This is a genomic window from Bacillus sp. ABA4_010, from assembly GCF_056159105.1.
In genome coordinates this window covers 2,890,682-2,907,293 of the sequence record NZ_JBSWUN010000003.1, presented here as the reverse complement: position 1 = coordinate 2,907,293, position 16,612 = coordinate 2,890,682, and the positions used below count along the sequence as shown (strand labels likewise).

The window sequence follows — 16,612 nt, the reverse complement described above, 5'->3', positions numbered from 1 at the left end:
AACATCCGCTGCGACAAGGATGGCTTGATGGGTCTTTCTTTTATACAGTAATCAATCTGTTCCCTGGCTTACATCTTTATCTGGATGGGTGAATGGAGTATGTGCCGGTGCTTTTTGACGTTCGATAAGGTCCCGATTTTCGCTTGTGTTCCAACCGATGTCGTTAGTTGGATGAACCCATTCTTCACCAGCCATTATGGCAGGATCAACGTCGTCACTCCAATGATTGAGCGGTGATTGTGTTGAGTTATACAAGCTGTCACCAATCACCACACCGTGTGAATTTCTAAATGGTTTTGGGATGGAAATCCCACTTCCTTTAAAAGAAGGAGCAGATGCTTGATGCGGCATAGTGTCATCAATCATAGGAGATGGTAAGGATGGTTTCTTTTTCACATGACTTCCCTCCTTTTTGTTAGTATGGCCTGGTGAAGAGGGAAAGTTGCTTGTTTTCCTTATAGAGAACAGAAAAATGAAGGCAGGGAAGTTAATTTTTTCAGTGAATTTCTTGCTCGATTCGCTCCATACTAATGAATGAGCAGTGATGCTCTAGTTTAGTATGGAGGAGATGGTCACGATGGCAAAACGAAAAGTGGCACATGATGCAGCAAAGAAAAATAACTTCACACCGACTGAAAGCCTTCCGGATACGGAATTTTCAGTAGAATACAGTCGGGAAGATAATTTTAAAGCGGCTAATCGTAACTCCAAACATGGCCAAAAAGGCAAAATGGCAGGCGGTCGCTAATGAATAAAAAAGAAATGAAAAAATTGCGTAAAGCAAACGGCAGTCTCATGTCTGAAAAAGCAGAGACGAAACAACTACTGCAAGAAGAGTTTGGTCATGAGCTTGGTCATACAAATGCAAGCAAAATGTATGAGGCGAAAGCAGAAGCTTCTTCGCATCAAAAGAAGAATCAAAAAGCGACGCTTAAATAAGTAGTTCTCGTAGTGAGAAGAAATCTGTAAGCTACAGCATGAAAAAAGCCTCAGAGCTGATAGGGCTCTGAGGTTTTTGATTTGGTTAGTTAGCCATTGGAAGCTTAAAGGCTTCGAGTGGCTTTGTATAAACTTTTGTTTTCATTTCTTTCGGATCGAAGTATACAAGCATTAATGATTCTTTCCGAACAATATTTCCTGTTTGTTTATAGTGACCATAATCAAATGGAAGGAATTCGAGTACGGTATGTTTGTACATATCTTTTTCGTGTAGTTCTTCGTTCATAAACGCCGTTCCTAATAAAGTAGGTTCTGCTAAAATTTGTTTATAATAGTGAGAACGAACTTGTTTTTGCATCGTATCATCCCACCAAGGCTTACGAGGCTTATACTTTTGATTCTGTAAATAATCAATTTTCATAAATCCTTCAATAATATCTTGTTCCTTGAAGTTCTCCACTAATAAGTATTCCTTCAGACGGCGGAATAAATCTTCCAGCTGATGCCCAATGCGAGCCCATCCGGCTTCATCCCAATATGTCCCGAAGTTTTGGAAAAAGTCAAATGGTGTTTCATACACGTGAGAAACAAGGTACTCAATCGTTTCATCCGTGCGATGATCATTCCAATATTTTTCCAAAATGTCTTCTACTTGTTTAATGCGGATGATTTCCTCAAAAGAGAGAACATTATTGCTTAAAATTTCATATGGCGCATGATCCATGTATACATATTGATGGTGGTCAGCACGCAAACGGACACCTGTTCCGCGCAACATTTTCAAAAAGCCAAGCTGCAGTTCTTCAGGACGAAGGGCAAATACATCATTAAATGTTTTTTTGAATGAATCATAATCTTCTTCAGGAAGACCTGCAATTAAGTCGAGATGCTGATCGATTTTTTTGCCTTCTTTAACCATCGTGACGGTTCGAGTAAGCTTTTGGAAATTTTGTTTGCGCATAACAAGTTCATTTACTGCGTCATTTGTTGATTGGACGCCAATTTCAAAGCGGAATAAGCCGGCTGGAGCGTTGTCATTCAAAAATTGGATGACTTCTGGACGCATAATATCGGCTGTAATCTCAAACTGGAACACAACACCTGGAACGTGCTCATCAATTAAGAATTGGAACATTTCCATAGCATAGCTTCGGCTAATATTGAAAGTGCGATCAACGAATTTAATTGTACGGGCTCCATTCGCCATTAAGTAGCGAATGTCATCTTTAATTTTCTCACGATCAAAGTAACGAACTCCAACTTCAATCGAGGATAAGCAGAATTGACAGCTGAATGGACAGCCACGACTTGTTTCGATATATACTACACGTTTGGATAGATGAGGAATATCCTCCTCAAAACGGTACGGAGACGGCATTTGTTTTAGGTCAAGTTTGTTTCGTTGGGCACTGATAATTTTTTTGCCATTTTTTCGGAAGGCCAGGCCGCTAATATCTTCAAAGTTGCCATTACCGCTCAGTTCATCCAATAGATGCTTGAATGTAATTTCTCCTTCTCCAATGATAAAGAAGTCTGCTTCCGGAATGATGTCAAGCCAATCGCTTACGTCATAGGTTACTTCAGGTCCACCTAGTACAATTTTAATATCCGGTTTAATTTTTTTAATCATTTTAATAACTTTAATTGTTTCTTCGATGTTCCAAATATAACAGCTAAATCCTAATACATCCGGCTTTTTATTATAAAGGTCTGTGACGATGTTCAAAGAAGGGTCTTTAATCGTATATTCCGCTAATTGGACATCGTATTCAGGCGCAGCATAAGCTTTTAAGCAGCGAATAGCTAAGTTAGTATGAATGTATTTTGCGTTCAACGTTGCGCAAATAATGTTCATTTTGTTAGTCAAAACTCCTTTTTCTCTAGGCTTTTACGTATATTTAAATGCGAGTGAATTTTTTATCGCTTTTAAGCAATGTCTTGGTTCATTGTGCACATCATGAACCAAGCATTCGAGAAAGAAATACTCAGTTTTTTCCATGTTATCAATGGAGTTAGAAGCTCAGCACAAAACACTATTTTATCACATTTTCGCCAAAGTCGCTTAGTAAAATTCAACCTGCGGCTTTTTCTGAATAAAAAGAGCGGAGCATAAAATAACTAGGTGAATATGTAAGAAAATCCCTTCTGTAATGTGGGAGTCACCCGGAACTTTTGAAAGAATGCGGTATAATAGATAATGGAATCTAAACATGCTACAGTAGTAGTAAACAAATGATGTAAAAGGGGGGGAGTTAGGATGAAGGAAGTTGAACAAATCCATATGGATCATTCCTTTATTTTGATGGAACGAGATGTCTCCCTGCTCGAGGTTAAGAGAAAGCTGTTGGAGTATAGTTTTGTTGTCATTGGCGGACAGACGAGTTATGTGGTGGCGAATTATGAAAGCTCGTTAATTGCAGAAGAAGATGAGAATATGACGGCTGACAAATGGCTTGACAAAACGCAGTGGCTTCCATCGCCTGTTTTCACAGAACGACAATTACTTGAAGAAGAAACTGATTGGAGACGACCGGTTCTCATTGAAAATGAAACGAATGAAATTATTGGGGTTGTCACCGCCAATATATGGATTAAAAGACTGCATACAGATGCTAAACGGCTGACCGCCTATTTTGAAACACTTGCTGAAACGGTCAATGATGCGGTTACGGCGGTCGACGAGGACGGGCGTGTGATTTGCTGGAATTCGGCTGCAGAACGAACATATGGAATTAAAAATGAAGAAATCATCGGTCGAAAGATTGGTGAGCATTTCTCTGTTGAATCAATTATGCTTCATCGCATTCTTAACGAAGGAAGACCTATTCGAGGGGAATATCACCATCCGGCCAATGAGATGCATGTGTTAATTAATGCATCTCCCATTATTCAAGATAATATGATTATTGGAGGTGTGGCAACAGAGCATGATATTACTCAAATTGTTCGATTAAACGAAGAAATTGATGCATCAACTCCGCTTCTTATTCATCAAGACCGTCCTTTTTCTTCGTTAATTGGCGAGAGTCCACAAATTAAACAAGCGGTAAAAATTGCGCAAAAAACGGCTTATGCTGACATTTCGGTATTGCTAGCAGGAGAGCCAGGGTCTGGAAAAGAAATGCTGGCTCAGGCGATTCATTACGGCGGTCCAAGAGGAAATGGCCCCTTCATTTCGGTGAATTGTTCTGTTGTTCCGTCCGGCCTGTTGGAAGCTGAGTTATTCGGCTATCAAAGCGGTTCTTTTACAGAGGAAGAATCGGAAGGGCAGGCAGGTAAAATTGAGCAAGCGCAGGAAGGGACTTTGTTCATTGCCGATATTGATCAAATGCCGTTTGATATCCAAGTGAAGTTTTTAAACTATCTTGAGAGTCAGTCTTTTTATCGGGTAGGAGGGATGGAGCTTGTTAATGCCAGAACACGTATTATCGCATCGGCGTCACCTGCCATTGAAGAAATGGTTGAGGATGGGCGATTTCATAAAGACCTTTACTACTATTTGACAGTCATTAAAATTGACATTCCGCCGTTACGTGAGCGAAAAGAGGACATTGAAGGTCTTGTTGATACGTTTTTGCAGGAGTTGGCCGTTAAATATCGAAAATCGATGCCTCAGTTGAGCGCGGAAGCAAAAGACGTTTTACAAAACTATGCGTGGCCGGGAAATGTGCGGGAACTGCGAAATGTGGCAGAGCGCTTAATCCTTTTAAATGAAGGGGATATCGTGACAATGGAACATCTGCCTGAAAACATACTTGCCCAAACGTTGACTCAAAAGCGCACTCTGCCAAAGTCTATAAAACATGACAATGAAGCAGCAACAGAAGAAGGACTAACGATTGAAGAGGCGTTGGAAAAAACGTATGGCAATAAAAGCGCCGCCGCTAAGTTGCTCGGAATTTCGAGAGGAACTCTTTATAATAAGTTGAAAGTACATAAACAAACATAGTTGTAGATAGAGAGTAGGATATTCGCTCAAATGATTTATATCATAGTATGAAGAAAGCCTCCCTAATCGGATAGGGAGGCTTTCTTCTTATGCTGATTGCTTATAAGTATCAAATTGTTCTAGTGTTTTTTTGGATGGAGCTGGTGTTAATAGACTGACGATATAGACTGCTATCAAGCTGACGATAAATCCAGGGATAATTTCATACATATTATTTTTTAATACATCAAACTGTGTCCAAAGGATAACAGTAGCGGCGCCTGCTAACATTCCTGCTAGTGCGCCCCAAGCATTCATTCGCTTCCAGTACAAACTTAACAAAATAACAGGACCGAAAGAAGCACCGAACCCTGCCCATGCATAGCCAACGAGCTTCAAAATGTTTCCGCTTGGATTATAAGCAATGAAGACCGCCACGATGGATACAACTAAGACAGAAAGGCGACCAATTAAGACCAGTTCTTTATCAGTAGCCGAACGGCGGAAAAAGGTTTTGTACAAATCTTCTGTCAATGAACTGGAAGTGACGAGAAGCTGCGAAGAAATGGTACTCATAATCGCCGCAAGGATGGCTGCTAATAAAAAGCCGGTAATAATCGGATGGAATAAAATTTCCCCTAATTCAATGAACACCGTTTCCGGATTATCAAGTGTTAAACCGTTTTGAGAATAGTAGGCAATGCCAATTAAACCTGTCAACATGGCGCCGATGATGGAAAAAATCATCCAACCCATTCCAATATGGCGTGCTTTTTTAATTTCTTTTACAGAAGAGATGGCCATAAAGCGGACAACGATGTGAGGTTGTCCAAAGTAACCAAGTCCCCATGCAAATAAAGAGACAATGCCGAGAAAGCTTGTTCCTTTAAAAATATCAAAAAGCTTGGGATCAATTGCTTGAATCTCACCTACAGCTGCGCCCATTCCACCGACATGCATGATGGTGACAACGGGAACAAGAATAAGGGCAATAAACATGATCAATCCTTGAATGAAATCAGTCCAGCTTACAGCAAGGAAACCGCCAAAGAGTGTGTAGGAGACTACAACAGCTACGACAACCCAGAGGCCGACTTTATAATCAAGGTTGAATGTGTTCTCAAATAAAATGCCGCCAGATACCATTCCAGAAGAAACATAGAAGGTAAAAAAGATAATAATAACAATACCGGATACTAGTCGGAGCAAATTCGATTGATCACCAAACCGATTTTCTAAAAATGCTGGAATGGTAATGGAATTGTTCGCCATTTCAGAATAGGCACGTAATCGAGGAGCTACATAAAGCCAGTTTGCATACGCTCCGATTGTGAGGCCGATGGCAATCCAAGAAGCACTAAGACCTTGAGCGAACATCGCTCCAGGCAGTCCCATCAACAGCCAACCACTCATGTCGGAAGCTCCTGCGCTGAGGGCTGTGACAGCTGGTCCGAGCGTCCTTCCACCAAGCATATAGTCGGCAAGATTGGATGTGCGTTTATAGGCATAGTACCCAATGAACAGCATCCCAATCATATAGACGGCAATGGAAATAAGAAGTTGTAAATCCATTGGTAAATCCCCCTTTTATATCGTTGTCTACGAAAGTAATATTGTAGCTTATTTTGAAGAAGAAAGCGATATATTTTGCGATGCACTAAAAGTAGAAAGCGATTACATTTTTCGTATTCATCAAGCACCTGGCCATTTTTGTTTGGAGTGCTGATGAAGAGGGGAGAAAACGGGTGAAACGGCTGCAGCAGGAGAAAGAATGGGGTACCTCCTGCTTACAGCAGATAAATGAAGCAGTGAACGAAATGTTTGGCGATAGTAACCGTTTTGAATGACTTATTTAAATAAGTTTTTTAACACAAACCAAACGTTCGCTGGTCTTTCAGCAAGACGTCGCATGAAATAACCGAACCAGTCTATGCCGTACGGTACGTAAACACGAACTTTATATCCTTCTTGGACAAGCTTGTCTTGAAGTTCGACACAAATGCCATACAACATTTGAAATTCAAATTGATCATTGGGAATGTTGTGTTCTTCTACAATGCGTTTTGTATACTCGATGATTTGCTCATCATGACTGGCGACCGCTGTATAATGCCCGTTTAACAGATGTGTTTGAATGATTTTTTTGTAATTTTCATCTACATTTTTCTTTTCAGGGAACGCTACGGTTTCGCACTCTTTGTAAGCACCTTTAACGAGGCGAAGGTTTGCTTGGTCTTTATCTAAATCTTTCATGTCTTGTTCAGTCCGGTATAAATATGCTTGAATGACGATGCCGACATTGTCATACTCTTGTCGCAACTCACGGTAAATATCTAAGGAAATTTGACAATGAGCATAATCTTCCATATCGATACGGACGAAGTTGTTGTGCATTTTAGCGCGGTCTAAAATTCTGCGCATGTTTCGCATACACAACTCCTTGCTAATATCTAAGCCTAAAGACGTCATTTTCAGTGAAAGATTGGATTGAACACCAGACTCGGCTATTGCATCGAGCGTTTGAATGCACATTGAAGCAGATTCATTTGCTTCTTCTTCTGTAAAAACGAATTCACCGAGGTGATCGAGTGTGACGACTTTCCCAGCATTATTTAATTCTTGAACCGCGTGAATGGCTTTTTCAATTGTTTCTCCAGCAACGAAGCGGCCTGCCCCAAATTGTAAACCGTATTTTTTCGCCAGTTTATTAGCTGACGGATTTTTCCCTAAGGCTTGAAACATGTTTCGCATTAACAGTTCCATTGATAACAGCCTCCTTAAATTTGATTTATGAACTTTTAGAAAGATTTATAGTTAGCGCTTACATTTTTAGTTTCAACGAGAAAGAAAATGGGGCATAGATGGCAATCGTTCTTTCATCGTCCTTACTTTAATTATAGTAATGTTCATACAATTTTGTAAATCATTTTTTGAACAAACTTGTTAATTTTTTGTTCGTTTTATATTTTGAGTAGATTTTTGAACAAAAGTGTTCAAAAGTCAGAGGGGGTGAGAATCGAGGGGTTCTGTTCCGTCAATCTTTCACCATCATACGGGTACACGAAAGAAGGTATTTTTAGAAAAGGCGGATGGCCTTTTGTGGAATTGCACGAAGACGTATTGCTATAATAAAGCGTATACTAATAGGAAGAAGTCAGTTTAGAGGTGAAGGTTTTTGACATATAGACAAATTAAACCGAAGAAGATATATGAAGAGGTCGCTGATGCCCTTTTGAGCATGATTAAAGGAGGCGATCTGCAGCCTGGAGATAAACTCGATTCGGTGCAGCAGTTGGCTGAAAATTTTCAAGTCGGACGTTCAGCTATTCGTGAGGCGTTAAGTGCGTTGCGGGCGATGGGACTTGTGGAGATGAAACAAGGGGAAGGAACATATGTAAGGCAGTTTGACCCTGATTTTATTTCTCTTCCTGTTACGGCAGCCGTGCTAATGAAGAAAGAAGATATTAGTTATTTACTTGAAGTGAGAAAGGTGTTGGAAGTCGGGACAGTCGGGGCTGCTGCCGTTAAGCGAACGATGGATGACTTACAGAGCATGAAAATAGCGTTGGAGCAAATGAAAGCGGCTAGCGGGAATGAGGAGCTTGGGGAGAAAGCGGATTTTGATTTTCATATGTCCATTGCAGCGGCTTCTCAAAATCCTCTTCTCGTTAATCTGATGAACAACGTGTCGGAGATGATGCTTGAGACGATGAAAGAAACGAGACGACTTTGGCTTTATTCTGAGCAAACGACGTCGGATCGATTACATCAAGAACATATGCAAATATATGAAGCCATTGTCGCACAAGATGCGATCAAGGCGCAGGACTTGATGCTGAAGCATTTGACATCTGTTGAGAACGTTTTAGTGAAATATATCAACCGTTAAAGGAAATCTGAAGCTGTGCATAGCTTTCAGACTTTTTACGGGACGGGGTGAGCGTTTCGTGTAGCTTAACGCAATATAGGTTAAATTATCAGAAATGCGGGAAAGTAAAGGGTAATGTGAAAGAGTTCTTGTAGTTGACGTGCAGGAAAGAGTCTCTTGGCTTTTTCGAAAGGAGATTGACTGAATGAGCGATCGGCATTTAACACTTCATACAGATAAATATCAGATTAATATGATTTATGCCCATTGGAAGTTAAATCGGCATGAATATGTTCGTGTATTTGATGCGTATTTCCGAAAAGCGCCTTTTGGCAACGGCTATGCGGTATTTGCAGGGCTTGCGCGCATTGTAGATTATATAAATGAACTTCGTTTTTCACAAGAAGATATTGCTTATTTAAGGGAACAGCCTGAACAATATGACGAGGCTTTTTTAGAAGAGCTGAAACAGTTCCGATTTACAGGAAATTTATATGCTGTGGAAGAAGGCACACTTGTGTTTCCGAATGAGCCCATTGTCCGAGTGGAAGGACGCCTATTTGAAGTACAACTCATTGAAACGGCGCTGCTGAACTTTATGAATTATCAAACGCTCATTGCGACAAAGGCTTCTCGCATTCGAAAAGTAGCACCACATGATACACTGTTTGAGTTTGGAACGAGGCGAGCTCAAGAAGCGGATGCCGCCATCTGGGGATCAAGAGCTGCTTACATTGCCGGTTTTGATGGCACAAGCAACATGGAATCTGGCAAATTGTTTGGGATTCCTTCTATTGGTACTCATGCTCATGCGTGGGTAATGGACTTTCCATCAGAACTAGATGCTTTTATGGCTTATGCAGAGGTTCATCCTGCTAATACAGTGCTTCTCGTTGATACATATGATACGTTGCGGTCAGGGGTGCCTAATGCAATCAAAGTCGGGAAGCATTTAGAAGAAAAAGGCTATCGCTTAAAGGGGATTCGTTTGGACAGCGGTGATTTGGCTTATTTGTCTCGAGAAGCTCGGAAGATGCTAGATGAAGCAGGGCTTAAGTATGTGCAGATTATTGCAAGTAATGATTTAGATGAAAATGTGATTTTCAACTTAAAGGCACAAGGAGCGAAAATTGATGCATGGGGTGTTGGAACACAGTTAATTACAGCAGCCGATCATCCAGCTTTAGGTGGTGTGTACAAACTTGTAGCGAAAAAAGAAGGGGAGACATATGAGCCGGTCATTAAGCTATCTGCCAATCCTGAGAAAATGACAACCCCAGGCTTTAAAACGGTGTATCGAATTATTAATGGAAGCAATCAAAAAGCAGAAGGCGATTATATTGCCTTCGTGCATGAAGAAGTGAAGCAACAGAAGAAAATAAAATTATTTGATCCGATTCACACATATTTGCATAAATTTGTTACAAATTTTGAGGCGGTTGAACTGTTGAAGCCCATTTTTGTGGGTGGACAACAAATGTATGAGTTGCCTGATTTGGCTGCTATTCGTTCACATCATGAAAAGCAATTGACGTACTTTTGGGATGAATATTTACGAAAGCTCAATCCAGAACGATATCCAGTCGATTTGAGTGAAGAAGTATGGAATACAAAGATGGAGTTAATCAGTCGTCATAAGCATCGTTAATGTGTTCAATAGGCTTATGAAAGGTTTTGCCAAGGTTCTTATTTTGATGTAATATTTAATCACATGCTATGGGAGTTATTGTTGCTTATATTGGAAAATAGCCCATGCTTACGTTTGAAAGGAGTTTTAATTCATGGAAGAATTACAGCGTCAAATTATAGAGGAATTGAAAACAAAGCCAGAAATTAATCCGAAAGAAGAAATTCGTCGCAGCATCGATTTTTTAAAAGCATATTTGACGAAACACCCGTTTTTGAAATCGATGGTCTTGGGCATTTCCGGTGGTCAAGATTCTACGTTAACAGGAAAATTAGCACAAATGACTGTGGATGAATTGAATGAAGAAGCAGGAGAAAACAAGTATCAATTCATCGCCGTGCGCCTTCCATACGGAGTGCAGGCTGACGAAGCCGATTGTCAAGATGCTTTACAATTCATTCAGCCAAGCAAAAGTGTAGCTGTTAATATTAAAGAAGCGGTAGACCGAAGTGTTGCGGCGGTAGAGAAAGCAACTGGCGGCAAGCTGTCTGATTTTCTAAAAGGCAATGTTAAGGCAAGAGAGCGAATGATTGCTCAGTATAGCATTGCAGGCATGTATAACGGTGTTGTGCTTGGGACAGATCACTCTGCGGAAGCTATTACTGGATTCTTCACAAAATACGGAGATGGAGGAGCCGATTTAGTTCCGATTTTCCGTTTGAACAAACGCCAAGGAAAAATGATGCTGAAGGAACTTGGATGTCCGGAACATCTTTACATGAAAGCACCAACGGCGGATTTAGAAGAAAATCGTCCACAGCTTCCAGATGAAGCCGCGCTTGGGGTTACGTATGATGACATTGATGATTATTTAGAAGGAAAAGAAGTAAGTCCAGAAGCGAAGGCAAAAATTGAATCGCATTATGTGAAGTCTGAGCATAAGCGTCACTTACCAATTACGGTATTTGATGATTTTTGGAAGTAATTGATTCAAAGCCTAACCTTGGAAGAAACAAGCCAAGGTTGGGCTTTTTGTATGGAAATTTAACCGACTTCGGTAGATAGGTAGTTCATATTAATAGGAAAAAGAAGGTTGTAAATGAAAGCGTTTTATTTTATAATCATAACAGCAGGTGATATAGTCATCAGATGACCTTATGATGTTAACGTGAGATTTAGGGAATGTGGGAGATAACAGGAAAAGGGGGAACTTTGGATGGGAACAAGGATGTTAGCTTTATTAGCTGTCGTACCAATTATGTCAGTGTTTTTATTTCTCGTTATTTTACGCTGGCCGGCGAAGCGGGCAATGCCGATCGCTTTGATCGTAACGGTTATAATGAGTGCTGTTATATGGAAGGTACCTTTCAATGAAATTGCGGCGGCAGGCTTGAAAGGGGCGGTGTCTGCGTTAGAAGTTGGGATTATTGTATTTGGTGCCATTTTACTGTTGAATATGTTAAAAGAAAGTGGTGCAGTACATACGATTCGTCATGGTTTTACAAGTATTACCCCGGATCGAAGAATTCAAGCGATTATCATTTGCTGGCTGTTCGGGTCGTTTATCGAAGGAGCTGCTGGATGGGGTTCGCCTGCAGCAGTCGTTGCTCCGCTGCTTGTAGCCATTGGTTTTCCGGCGATGGCATCTGTTATGGTAGCGCTAATTATTCAATCAACGCCTGTTTCTTTTGGTGCGGTCGGAACACCTATTTTAATTGGAGTTAGTACCGGATTGAAAGATGCTCCACTTGTTAATGATCATATTGCTAGTTTAGGTGTTACATATGATCAATACATTGTGGGGATTGGCGGACAAGTCGCCATTTTTCATGGCATCATCGGAACATTCATCCCGCTGTTTTTGGCGATGATGTTAACGAGATTTTTTGGTCCGAATAAATCATTTAAAGAAGGATTGCAAGTTTGGAAGTTTGCTATTTTTGCAGGGTTGTCATTTACAATTCCATATGTGCTTGTGGCCAACCTGCTTGGACCAGAGTTTCCGTCGCTGATTGGCGGTTTAGTTGGTCTAGCCGTGATCATCCCAGCAGCGAAAAAAGGCTTTTTAATGCCTAAAACGACTTGGGATTTTGCCTCGTCATCGGAGTGGGAAAAAGGATGGACTGGCCAATTAGCGATTTCCGATGAACCGCCGAAACGTTTCATTTCCATGATATCGGCGTGGATGCCGTATGTATTGGTAGCGCTTTTGCTTGTGGCAACACGTGTCAAGTTTTTACCGTTTGCAGGCTGGATTCAATCAGCGGTCCTTTCGTTTGAAAATGTGTTTGGAACGCAAATGACGATTGCTTCCAAGCCGTTGAACATCCCTGGCATCATCTTCATTGCCGTAGCCATTATCGTGTTTTTCTTGCATAAAATGGAGATGAGTGAAGCGAAAAATGCCGTCCGCCATTCATTGAAGACCGTTTCCGGTGCCATGGCAGCCTTGCTGTTCTCGGTGCCGATGGTACAAGTCTTCATTAATACGGGTGTAAATGAAACGGGTTTTTTAAGTATGCCACTTGTATTGGCAGAAGGTATTTCGAGTGCGTTTGGAGACAATTGGCCGCTTGTTGCGCCGACGGTTGGAGCTATTGGTGCTTTCGTAGCTGGAAGCAATACAATTAGTAATATGATGTTTGCGCTGTTCCAATTTGGGGTGGCAGATAATATTGGGGCGGTACCAGCAACAGTTGTAGCACTTCAAGCAATTGGCGGAGCAGCTGGAAATATGATTTGTGTTCATAATGTTGTAGCGGCTTCAGCTGCGGCTGGTTTAATAGGAAATGAAGGCAATATTATTCGTAAAACGCTAATACCGATGACCTTCTATGTCGTTTTTGGAGGCGGTTTAGGTTACATCGCTTTAAATGGATTTGGCTTCCATATGGGGACAATGGTGGTGATCTTTGTACTCGTTGGAATTATAGCGTCTATTGTGGCAGGTAGTCGGAGCGGACGAGCGGACGGGAAAATTAAAAAGAGTGCGTGATAACGATGATTTTTCAGTTATGCAAAGTGATTATAACTTTAATCATCAGATGACCTGCTCAACAAAAGGTGTATTATGGAAGAATGCCGAACCATATATATATGTCAATTAATCATTCTGAGCCGTTTCGTTTAGGGAAGAGGTTCAGAATAGATGATTTACATCTCTTCACGGAGTCCTTCCAGTAGTTCATCCAGGCGAATAGCGGAGGGTGTCCGTTTAAGTCTAGCACATTCAACATAATGAATGTGCTAGATCGATTTATATAGAAACAGGACAAGGTTTATCTTTAGATGGAGGGAAAAATATGAAAGTCTCGTTATTTGTAACATGTTTAGTAGATATGTTTCAATCAGGCGCAGGGAAAGCGACCGTAGAAATACTTGAGCGTCTTGGTTGTGAAATCGATTTTCCAGAGGCGCAAGTGTGCTGCGGACAGCCTGCATACAACAGTGGATATGTGAAAGAGTCAAAAGAAGCAATGAAGAACATGATTACGGCATTTGAGCATTCTGAGTATGTCGTCACTCCGTCTGGTTCTTGTGGAACGATGTTTAAAGAGTATCCACATGTTTTTCGAGGAGATTCGGTATGGGAGCCGAAAGCTCAAGCGCTTGCTGGGAAGACGTATGAATTGACTCAATTTCTTGTAGAGGTATTAAAAGTAGAAGATATAGGAGCAAAGCTTCCTGGAAAAGCGACTTATCACACCTCTTGTCATATGACTCGGCTTCTTGGTGTGAAAGATGCCCCTTTTAAACTATTAAGCCATGTGGAAGGTCTGGAAGTGGAGACACTGCCAAACGCCCAAAATTGCTGTGGATTTGGCGGAACCTTCTCGGTTAAAATGGGGAAGATTTCTGAGCAGATGGTCGATGAGAAAGTGCGATGTGCGGTCGAGACAGGTGCGGACTACTTAATTGGGGCAGATTGTGGTTGTTTAATGAATATTGGTGGACGCATGGAGCGGGTTGGACAAAAGGTGAAAGTGATGCACATTGCGGAAGTATTGAATAGTAGGTAAGAACAGGGTCGCTTACAGATTAGGCAGATGGCTTTTTGGAGTAAGGAAAAGATAGGGGTTGATGGAAATGGCGATGAAAATTGGTACAGACGCTTTTAAAGATCGAGTAGATAAAGGAATTCAAAATGAATTTATGCGCACGGCAGTCGCCGGGGCGCAAGAGCGTCTTCGTTCACGCCGTTTGGATGCAGCGGAAGAGCTTGGAAATTGGGAAGAATGGCGTTCGCTCGGAGAAGAAATAAGAAAGCATACACTTGACAATTTGGATTATTATTTACAGCAACTAAGTGAAAATGTTGTCAAGCGCGGCGGGCACGTATTTTTTGCGGCAACAGCGGAAGAAGCGAATGAATACATTTCAGATGTAATTAAGCGGAAAAAGGCAAAGAAAATTGTGAAATCAAAATCTATGGTCACCGAGGAAATTAATATGAATGCTTCTCTTGAAGCGCTAGGTTGCACCGTTATTGAGACAGATTTAGGGGAGTATATTTTACAAGTGGATGACCATGACCCGCCTTCCCATATTGTTGCGCCCGCTCTTCATAAAAATAAAGAACAAATCCGAGATGTATTTGAACAAAAGCTTGCCTACAAAAATAGCTCTAAGCCAGAGGAACTTGCTTTGCATGCCCGAAAAATGTTGCGGGAGGAATTTCTGACGGCTGATGTCGGTGTGACAGGCTGTAATTTTGGCATTGCCGAATCCGGGTCGATTTCTCTTGTGACAAACGAAGGAAATGCCCGTCTTGTATCAGCTTTGCCGAAAACGCAAATTACGGTCATGGGGATGGAGCGCCTCGTTCCGACTTATGAGGAGTTTGAAGTGCTAGTGAGCTTGTTGACGCGAAGTGCTGTCGGACAACGCTTAACAAGTTACGTGACAACATTGACGGGTCCAAGGGAAACCGGTGATGCGGATGGCCCTGAGGAATTTCATCTCGTCATTATTGATAACGGACGGTCGAATATTTTAGGAACAGACTTTCAGTCAGTTCTGCAATGTATCCGATGTGCGGCATGTGTCAATGTATGCCCCGTTTACCGCCATGTTGGAGGGCATTCATACGGTTCCATTTATTCAGGGCCAATCGGGGCAGTGTTATCTCCGCTGCTCGGAGGATATGAGGATTATAAAGAACTTCCATATGCCTCCACTTTATGTGCGGCATGTACAGAAGCCTGTCCGGTGAAAATTCCGTTGCATGAGCTGTTACATAAGCATCGGGAAGTCATTGTCCAGCGAGAAGGTCGTGCTCCTATTTCTGAAAAGTTAGCGATGAAGGCGTTTGGCTTAGGTGCTGCTTCTTCTTCGTTATATAAACTGGGCTCTAAAATTGCTCCAGCGGCCATGAATCCTTTTACAACAGGGGATAAAATCTCGAAAGGACCGGGTCCACTAAAAACTTGGACAGAAACTCGTGAATTTCCTGCTCCAAATAAAGAAACTTTCCGTTCATGGTTCAACGATCGTCAAAAAGGGGAGAAGTAAAATGACAAGCGGAACGATTCAACATCGCGATTCATTTTTAAATAACATTGCAAAGCAGCTGGGTCGAGCACGGCGTACAGAAGGAGTGGCACGGCCGATTTGGAAGCATCAACCGCAGCATACTATGTACAAAGGGTGGACTCAAGATGAATTGGTGCAACAATTAAAAATGTATTGTCCGCGTATTCATACGGATTATGAAGAAACATCAGCAGCTGACTTAGCTGACACGTTAAAGCAGGTAGTAGCTCGTTATGGCGGAGGTCCTATCGTGACCTGGGATGACCCGCGTTTTGAGGAATATGGACTATCTGAATTGATTCGTAAAGAATGGATCAACAATCAAGTTGAGGTTCATGTTTGGGATGCCGAACTTGGAGAAGAAAACGTCCGACAAGCAGAGAAGGCCAATGTTGGCATTACGTTCAGTGATATGACGCTGGCTGAGTCGGGAACGGTTGTTTTATTTAGTGGACGAGGAAAGGGGCGTTCCGTCAGCTTATTGCCCGCGACTTATATTGCCATTGTTCCAAAAAGCACAATTGTCCCGCGCATTACACAAGCTGCAGCGCATATTCATGGGCTTGTGGAAGAAGGGAAAGAGATTGCTTCATGTATTAACTTTATTACAGGACCGAGCAATTCTGCTGACATTGAAATGAATCTCGTCGTTGGAGTACATGGTCCCATTAAAGCCACTTATATTATTGTGACGGACAGATAATTAATACATTTTTCT

The 16,612-nt window shown here is 41.6% G+C and carries 14 protein-coding genes; 10 read left to right on the top strand and 4 right to left on the bottom strand.

The features are described 5' to 3' along the window. Positions 1–51: 51 nt before the first annotated feature. Positions 52–396 carry a DUF3905 domain-containing protein gene (locus ACXAEO_RS15610; protein WP_474882756.1) on the bottom strand — a complete coding sequence of 115 codons (345 nt, stop codon included), beginning with the start codon at positions 394–396 and terminating at the stop codon, positions 52–54. A 181-nt stretch (positions 397–577) separates the two neighbouring features. On the opposite strand from ACXAEO_RS15610, the gene ACXAEO_RS15605 reads away from it, so the two are divergent. Beyond that, complete coding sequence (locus tag ACXAEO_RS15605; RefSeq protein ID WP_474882754.1) at positions 578–748, top strand: hypothetical protein; 171 nt, start codon at positions 578–580, stop codon at positions 746–748. Continuing rightward, on the top strand, positions 748–939 hold the full coding sequence (locus tag ACXAEO_RS15600; protein ID WP_474882752.1) for a hypothetical protein: 192 nt from the start codon (positions 748–750) through the stop codon (positions 937–939). The genes ACXAEO_RS15605 and ACXAEO_RS15600 overlap by 1 nt, the downstream gene beginning before the upstream one ends. Positions 940–1,024: 85 nt before the next feature. On the opposite strand, the gene ACXAEO_RS15595 is transcribed toward ACXAEO_RS15600, so the two are convergent. Next, positions 1,025–2,794: a B12-binding domain-containing radical SAM protein gene (locus ACXAEO_RS15595; RefSeq protein ID WP_474882749.1), complete on the bottom strand. Its 1,770-nt coding sequence runs from the start codon at positions 2,792–2,794 to the stop codon at positions 1,025–1,027. Between the two features lie 402 nt (positions 2,795–3,196). Between ACXAEO_RS15595 and ACXAEO_RS15590 the strand changes: the two genes are divergently transcribed. Then, positions 3,197–4,888: a sigma-54 interaction domain-containing protein gene (locus tag ACXAEO_RS15590; RefSeq protein WP_474882746.1), complete on the top strand. Its 1,692-nt coding sequence runs from the start codon at positions 3,197–3,199 to the stop codon at positions 4,886–4,888. An 87-nt stretch (positions 4,889–4,975) separates the two neighbouring features. Here ACXAEO_RS15590 and putP read toward each other — a convergent pair whose 3' ends face one another. Further along, positions 4,976–6,439 (bottom strand): sodium/proline symporter PutP, encoded by a 1,464-nt coding sequence (gene putP, locus ACXAEO_RS15585; RefSeq protein ID WP_474882743.1) that lies wholly within the window; start codon positions 6,437–6,439, stop codon positions 4,976–4,978. Positions 6,440–6,715: 276 nt separating this feature from the next. Further along, positions 6,716–7,630, bottom strand: coding sequence for a proline dehydrogenase family protein (locus ACXAEO_RS15580; RefSeq protein ID WP_474882741.1), 915 nt, complete (start codon positions 7,628–7,630; stop codon positions 6,716–6,718). Positions 7,631–8,042: 412 nt separating this feature from the next. On the opposite strand from ACXAEO_RS15580, the gene ACXAEO_RS15575 reads away from it, so the two are divergent. The 7 genes from ACXAEO_RS15575 to ACXAEO_RS15545 all read left to right on the top strand — a co-directional run bounded on the left by ACXAEO_RS15575 (position 8,043) and on the right by ACXAEO_RS15545 (position 16,597). Continuing rightward, positions 8,043–8,756, top strand: coding sequence for a FadR/GntR family transcriptional regulator (locus ACXAEO_RS15575; RefSeq protein ID WP_474882738.1), 714 nt, complete (start codon positions 8,043–8,045; stop codon positions 8,754–8,756). A gap of 184 nt (positions 8,757–8,940) precedes the next feature. Beyond that, a complete protein-coding gene (locus ACXAEO_RS15570) occupies positions 8,941–10,383 on the top strand; it encodes a nicotinate phosphoribosyltransferase (protein ID WP_474882735.1) in 1,443 nt (480 codons plus the stop codon). Between the two features lie 133 nt (positions 10,384–10,516). After that, the gene (nadE, locus tag ACXAEO_RS15565; RefSeq protein WP_474882733.1) at positions 10,517–11,347 is read left to right on the top strand and encodes an ammonia-dependent NAD(+) synthetase; all 831 of its coding nucleotides are present in this window, start codon (positions 10,517–10,519) and stop codon (positions 11,345–11,347) included. Positions 11,348–11,578: 231 nt separating this feature from the next. After that, the gene (locus tag ACXAEO_RS15560) at positions 11,579–13,357 is read left to right on the top strand and encodes an L-lactate permease (RefSeq protein ID WP_474882730.1); all 1,779 of its coding nucleotides are present in this window, start codon (positions 11,579–11,581) and stop codon (positions 13,355–13,357) included. A 307-nt stretch (positions 13,358–13,664) separates the two neighbouring features. Further along, positions 13,665–14,381, top strand: a complete 717-nt coding sequence (locus tag ACXAEO_RS15555) for a (Fe-S)-binding protein (protein WP_474882728.1) — start codon at positions 13,665–13,667, stop codon at positions 14,379–14,381. 67 nt (positions 14,382–14,448) lie between these two features. Beyond that, positions 14,449–15,873 carry a LutB/LldF family L-lactate oxidation iron-sulfur protein gene (locus ACXAEO_RS15550; protein ID WP_474882725.1) on the top strand — a complete coding sequence of 475 codons (1,425 nt, stop codon included), beginning with the start codon at positions 14,449–14,451 and terminating at the stop codon, positions 15,871–15,873. A 1-nt stretch (position 15,874) separates the two neighbouring features. Next, on the top strand, positions 15,875–16,597 hold the full coding sequence (locus tag ACXAEO_RS15545; RefSeq protein ID WP_474882723.1) for a LutC/YkgG family protein: 723 nt from the start codon (positions 15,875–15,877) through the stop codon (positions 16,595–16,597). Positions 16,598–16,612: the final 15 nt, after the last annotated feature.

Excerpts from the sequence above, each read along its gene's own strand:
- ACXAEO_RS15605 (WP_474882754.1), top strand. The coding sequence starts at position 578 with ATGGCAAAACGAAAAGTGGCACATGATGCAGCAAAGAAAAATAACTTC.
- ACXAEO_RS15600 (WP_474882752.1), top strand. The coding sequence starts at position 748 with ATGAATAAAAAAGAAATGAAAAAATTGCGTAAAGCAAACGGCAGTCTC.
- ACXAEO_RS15595 (WP_474882749.1), bottom strand. The coding sequence starts at position 2,794 with ATGAACATTATTTGCGCAACGTTGAACGCAAAATACATTCATACTAAC.
- ACXAEO_RS15590 (WP_474882746.1), top strand. The coding sequence starts at position 3,197 with ATGAAGGAAGTTGAACAAATCCATATGGATCATTCCTTTATTTTGATG.
- putP (WP_474882743.1), bottom strand. The coding sequence starts at position 6,439 with ATGGATTTACAACTTCTTATTTCCATTGCCGTCTATATGATTGGGATG.
- ACXAEO_RS15580 (WP_474882741.1), bottom strand. The coding sequence starts at position 7,630 with ATGGAACTGTTAATGCGAAACATGTTTCAAGCCTTAGGGAAAAATCCG.
- ACXAEO_RS15570 (WP_474882735.1), top strand. The coding sequence starts at position 8,941 with ATGAGCGATCGGCATTTAACACTTCATACAGATAAATATCAGATTAAT.
- nadE (WP_474882733.1), top strand. The coding sequence starts at position 10,517 with ATGGAAGAATTACAGCGTCAAATTATAGAGGAATTGAAAACAAAGCCA.
- ACXAEO_RS15560 (WP_474882730.1), top strand. The coding sequence starts at position 11,579 with ATGGGAACAAGGATGTTAGCTTTATTAGCTGTCGTACCAATTATGTCA.
- ACXAEO_RS15555 (WP_474882728.1), top strand. The coding sequence starts at position 13,665 with ATGAAAGTCTCGTTATTTGTAACATGTTTAGTAGATATGTTTCAATCA.
- ACXAEO_RS15550 (WP_474882725.1), top strand. The coding sequence starts at position 14,449 with ATGGCGATGAAAATTGGTACAGACGCTTTTAAAGATCGAGTAGATAAA.
- ACXAEO_RS15545 (WP_474882723.1), top strand. The coding sequence starts at position 15,875 with ATGACAAGCGGAACGATTCAACATCGCGATTCATTTTTAAATAACATT.